The sequence below is a fragment of the Acinetobacter sp. YH16038 genome (assembly GCF_013417275.1).
Taxonomy (GTDB): domain Bacteria; phylum Pseudomonadota; class Gammaproteobacteria; order Pseudomonadales; family Moraxellaceae; genus Acinetobacter.
The window spans coordinates 1-4,573 of record NZ_VPEG01000080.1; the positions used below are offsets into that span (position 1 = coordinate 1).

General features: G+C 38.2%; 4 protein-coding genes and 3 pseudogenes. 4 read left to right on the forward strand and 3 right to left on the reverse strand.

Features of this window, described 5'->3' with window-relative positions:
• Nucleotides 1–165, forward strand: a pseudogene (locus FTV34_RS16390) (IS6 family transposase); the annotation flags it as partial.
• Between the two features lie 31 nt (nt 166–196).
• Nucleotides 197–544 carry a recombinase family protein gene (locus FTV34_RS16395; RefSeq protein ID WP_368856427.1) on the forward strand — a complete coding sequence of 116 codons (348 nt, stop codon included), beginning with the start codon at nt 197–199 and terminating at the stop codon, nt 542–544.
• Nucleotides 545–786: 242 nt separating this feature from the next.
• Here the strand turns inward: FTV34_RS16395 and tet(39) are convergent, their stop codons facing one another.
• Nucleotides 787–1,974: a tetracycline efflux MFS transporter Tet(39) gene (tet(39), locus tag FTV34_RS16400; protein ID WP_180036199.1), complete on the reverse strand. Its 1,188-nt coding sequence runs from the start codon at nt 1,972–1,974 to the stop codon at nt 787–789.
• A 65-nt stretch (nt 1,975–2,039) separates the two neighbouring features.
• Between tet(39) and FTV34_RS16405 the strand changes: the two genes are divergently transcribed.
• Nucleotides 2,040–2,681: a TetR/AcrR family transcriptional regulator C-terminal domain-containing protein gene (locus FTV34_RS16405; RefSeq protein WP_004787586.1), complete on the forward strand. Its 642-nt coding sequence runs from the start codon at nt 2,040–2,042 to the stop codon at nt 2,679–2,681.
• Between the two features lie 169 nt (nt 2,682–2,850).
• Here the strand turns inward: FTV34_RS16405 and FTV34_RS16410 are convergent.
• Nucleotides 2,851–3,219: pseudogene (locus FTV34_RS16410) on the reverse strand (IS1-like element ISAba3 family transposase); the annotation flags it as partial.
• Between the two features lie 113 nt (nt 3,220–3,332).
• Between FTV34_RS16410 and FTV34_RS16415 the strand changes: the two are divergent.
• Nucleotides 3,333–4,208 (forward strand): SDR family oxidoreductase, encoded by an 876-nt coding sequence (locus FTV34_RS16415; protein ID WP_078081115.1) that lies wholly within the window; start codon nt 3,333–3,335, stop codon nt 4,206–4,208.
• Nucleotides 4,209–4,441: 233 nt separating this feature from the next.
• On the opposite strand, the pseudogene FTV34_RS16420 reads toward FTV34_RS16415, so the two are convergent.
• Nucleotides 4,442–4,573 (reverse strand): annotated as a pseudogene (locus FTV34_RS16420) (IS6 family transposase); the annotation flags it as partial.

The following is a 4,573-nucleotide window of genomic DNA, read 5'->3' on the forward strand; positions in this document are numbered from 1 at the left end:
CGGATCATCAGGGCCACATTAGGATTCAAATCTATGAAGACGGCTTATGCCACAATTAAAGGTATTGAAGTCATGCGTGCACTACGTAAAGGACAAGCATCGTCATTTTATTATGGTCAGCCTCAGGGTGAAGTGTGTCTAATCAACAGGGTTTTCGGTCTCTAAGTACTTTTTAAAGGGAACATCATCGACTCAAATCTCTATTTGCAACAGTGCCGTTAAAAGAGGGATTGCTATCCAGTTTGTAAAAGAAAATATTACTTTTACGGCCCAATCCACCCCAATGGATAATCTGATGTTGCAATTGATGGGTGCTTTTGCACAGTTCGAACGTGAGATCATTTTAGAGCGGCAAAAGGAAGGAATAAAACTCGCCTCAGCTCAAGGGAAATACAAAGGTCGGGTACATAAACTAAAGCCTGACCAAGCTGAAGCTTTACGACAAGCATGGACGGAGGGGGAGTATCCATCGAAAATGGCATTAGGGAAAGCTTTTGGAATTAGTCGTCAGGCGGTATACCGATATTTAAAAGTCAGTGAATAGCTTATTGTGATTGGTAACTACATTTAGGTTAACTTATAAAAACCATGAAACATTGCTCAAATAGTAAGCGTGGAACGTGACAAATCATAAAAAAAGCCTAAGAGTGGTTGCTTAGGCTTTTTACATTAACATAAAGCATTGTTTTAAAAGAAAATTTTACAATCATTTCGTATAAGGTGTATTATGTTAATTTTAGATAAACTATAGAATCCATTAGTTTTTAAACCAATAAATTAAATATTTTATGGAACTCCAGAATATTTATTCAGGCGATACTTAAGCAATAAGGGTAGGGTGATTACATAAAGTATTGCAGCTAATGCCCATACCATTCCAGGAGCTGATGCCTGAGTCATAAAATAGAGGCTAGTAACTAATACAGGACCAATTATAGCCCCCAGACTATTAAAACTGCTTAATAGCCCTTGTAATTCACCTTGTCTTTCATCACTAATACCTCTGGACATCATTGCTTGCAAAGCAGGAACGGCTACTCCACCAAGGGCAAACAATGGTAACAACGCAAAAGGCACCCATTCTTCAACAGCAATAGATAAAAGAAGTAAACCAATTGCATCGCAAGCTATTCCACATAACAACGTATTTTTCTCTCCAAACCTCTTTACCATAGGGGCGATAGCAAAAGCCTGTGCAATAGAATGGCATATTCCATAACTAGCAAGGGAAACACCTGCAATAAATATACTCCAGCCATAACGATCCTGCCCATAGATAACCCATAAAGTTGCGGGGACTTGTGAAACCAATGTGATAATTAAAAAGATACCAAGCAATGGAGCCATATTAGGTTGAGTGATCAAATAGGATAATTTCTTTAATATTGATTGCTCCTGAACCTTCTCAGTCATTTTATTGCTGTGTTTTGATTCTTTTAATAAGACTGCTGTCATTATTAAATTAATCCCATTCATAAAAGCAGCAGCAAAGAACGGTGCATGTAAGTTCCATTCACCCAAAACTCCACCTATTACCGGACCCGATATAAACCCAATACCAAAGACAGCTCCAAGGAGACCAAACCTTTTTGCACGCTCATGGGCTGGAGTAATATCTGAAACATAAGCTGTTGCAACAGCCATGTTGGCACCTGTAATTCCCGCAAAAATACGACCAATATATAGCCACAATAGAGAAGGAGCAGCAGCCATTAGGAGATAATCAGCCGTTGCACCAGCAATTGAAATAATTAATACAGGTCGACGTCCAAATCGGTCACTCAACGCTCCAAGGATAGGTGCAAAAATGAACTGCATCAGAGCATACACAGCTAATAAAGCACCATAGTGAACACCGCCTGCTTCAGCTCCAGCCAATGACCGTAATAATTCAGGCAAGATCGGCATAATTAAACCAATCCCAACAGCATCCAGAAATATAGTGATTAAAATCACGCTCAATGATTTCTTCACAAATGCCTTCTCTAGCAATGATAGAATTAATATTCTCTCACACACTCCCTATCAGTGATAGATTTATGAGTAAAAAAGATATTGCACCTCAACGTCTGACACGTGAAATAGTCCTGCGTACCGCATTGGATATGTTGAATGAAGAAGGCATAGATTCAATAACCACACGCAAGCTAGCTCAACGATTGGGTATTAAATCTCCAACTCTATATTGGCATTTCAAGAATAAATCCTTGTTAATGGAAGCAATGGCGGAAACCATTATAAATGAACACCATTTAGTTTCTTTACCCATCGATGGGATGACATGGCAAGATTGGTTGCTCGCTAATTCTGTAAGCTTTCGTCGAGCACTACTAGCTTACCGTGATGGTGCTCGTCTACATGCAAGAACTAGCCCCAGTCAAGGACATTTCAACACGATTGAGGCCCAAGTTGCGCTGTTATCTCATGCTGGGTTTTCTCCTGTTGAAGCAGTTGCATTACTTATGACATTAGGAAGGTTTATTGTTGGGTGGGTCCTTGAGGAGCAGCAAGAAGAAATAAGATCAGACCCACCATTCGAAGCCGATCCAACTATATATCCACTCATGCTCCAAGGAGTGAATACCTTACAAAATATGAATGCGGATGACATTTTTGAAAATGGGATTCGTATGGTGATTATCGGTGCTGAAAGACAACTTGATATTAAAATGCAAACTTAACTCTATACTGCTTTAAGCAACTGTTCTATTTAGTAATAAAGCTTTTATCCTTAATTATTTAACATAATGGCTGTTATACGAAACGAGAGTGTTAGAACCCATTTAAAGTGTCTATATTCTCACCAATAAAAATGTCCGGTTTCTCCGAGGTAAAATATGACTTTTGAACAAAAATAAGCCATTGTTTATTCTTTTTATTTCCAACAAAATTCCAGAACTCATCTACTTCGAGAGATTCATAATGACTTTGCTGAGGCTGAATTTCATAGGTTGATTCAGTTAAAGTACGTAAAACTTTACCGATACTGATGCGCTCAACTTCAGCAATATCTCGTATACCGCTGCCTCTGACCATCAACTGTAATATTTTACGAGTAATACCTGACTTACATCCTAGATAGCTCAGTGCATGATCACCAATAAACTGACGTTTACAGTCTTTGCACTGATAGTTTTGTTTCCCATCTACTTTGATACCATTTTTCTTTATACTATCACTGAGGCAGGTTGGACATTTGATTGCTAGAGTTATTTGCATTTCTCTATTTTATCAAAATCCAATCGGCTTTTTCTTCAGCATACTTTTTGAAACACTACCTAAATTGGTATTGAATGATACCAATATTACATGATTAATGGAGGAGATTATTTATGACATTTAATAACAATGAAAATACACGTGTGTGGTTTATTACAGGTGCAAGCAGTGGACTAGGATACGAATTCACAAAAAAAGCATTGGAGTCAGGAGAGAAGGTTGTTGGTGTTGCTAGAAATATTGAAAAACTGAATGAGTTAAAATGCCAGTTTGAAGGAATGTTACTTCCTTTAAGTCTTGATGTTACTGATAGAAGTGCTGTTTCGACTACAGTGGAAACTGCCATTAAACATTTTGGAAGACTCGATATTGTCATTAACAATGCAGGGAATATGGTAATGGGAATGATTGAAGAATTTAGTGAAGATGAAGTTAGAAGCCAAATGGAAACTAATTTCTTCGGTACAGTATGGGTAAGTCAAGCTGTTATGCCGTACTTGCGGGCACAAGAATCAGGTCATATTATCCAGATATCTAGTATTGGTGGACTGATTAGTGGTCCAATGTCGGGAATCTATAGCGCTAGTAAATTTGCTTTAGAAGGATTTAGCGAGGCTTTAGCACAAGAAGCTGCACATTTTGGTATAAAAGTATCTATCGTAGAACCTGGAGGTTACTGGACGAATCTATACTTAAAAATGAGTTTTACTACACAGAAAAAAGAGTATGATTCATTACGTGAAAAGTTGGCCCAACAATATTCAAACGAATCGGTGGATAGTGATCCTAAGTTAGCCGCCGAAGCTATAATGAAACTGGTTAATAGTGAGAATCCGCCTCTCCGATTAGTTCTGGGAAGCCTTGTATATGATTTAGCTGTTGAAAATGCAGAAAAACGTATATTTACATGGAAAGAGTGGGAATCAGTCAGTCGTTCTTCGGAACATGGGATTCCTGCACCAGAAGGATACGGAATAATTGAGGAATAGAAACCCTAAGAAATAAACTCTCTAAACTACAAAAACTAATTAATGATTTAATATGTTTATTAACTTAATCGCTAGAAAGGGAGGCGATTGTATGGAATTGATAAAAATGAGAGGAATAGAAAAATAGGTGGTGTTTCAAAAAGTATGCTGACATTAAATGAAGCCATTATTGATGTAAAAAGGCACTGTTGCAAAGTTAGCGATGAGGCAGCCTTTTGTCTTATTCAAAGGCCTTACATTTCAAAAACTCTGCTTACCAGGCGCATTTCGCCCAGGGGATCACCATAATAAAATGCTGAGGCCTGGCCTTTGCGTAGTGCACGCATCACCTCAATACCTTTGATGGTGGCGTAAGCCGTCTTCAT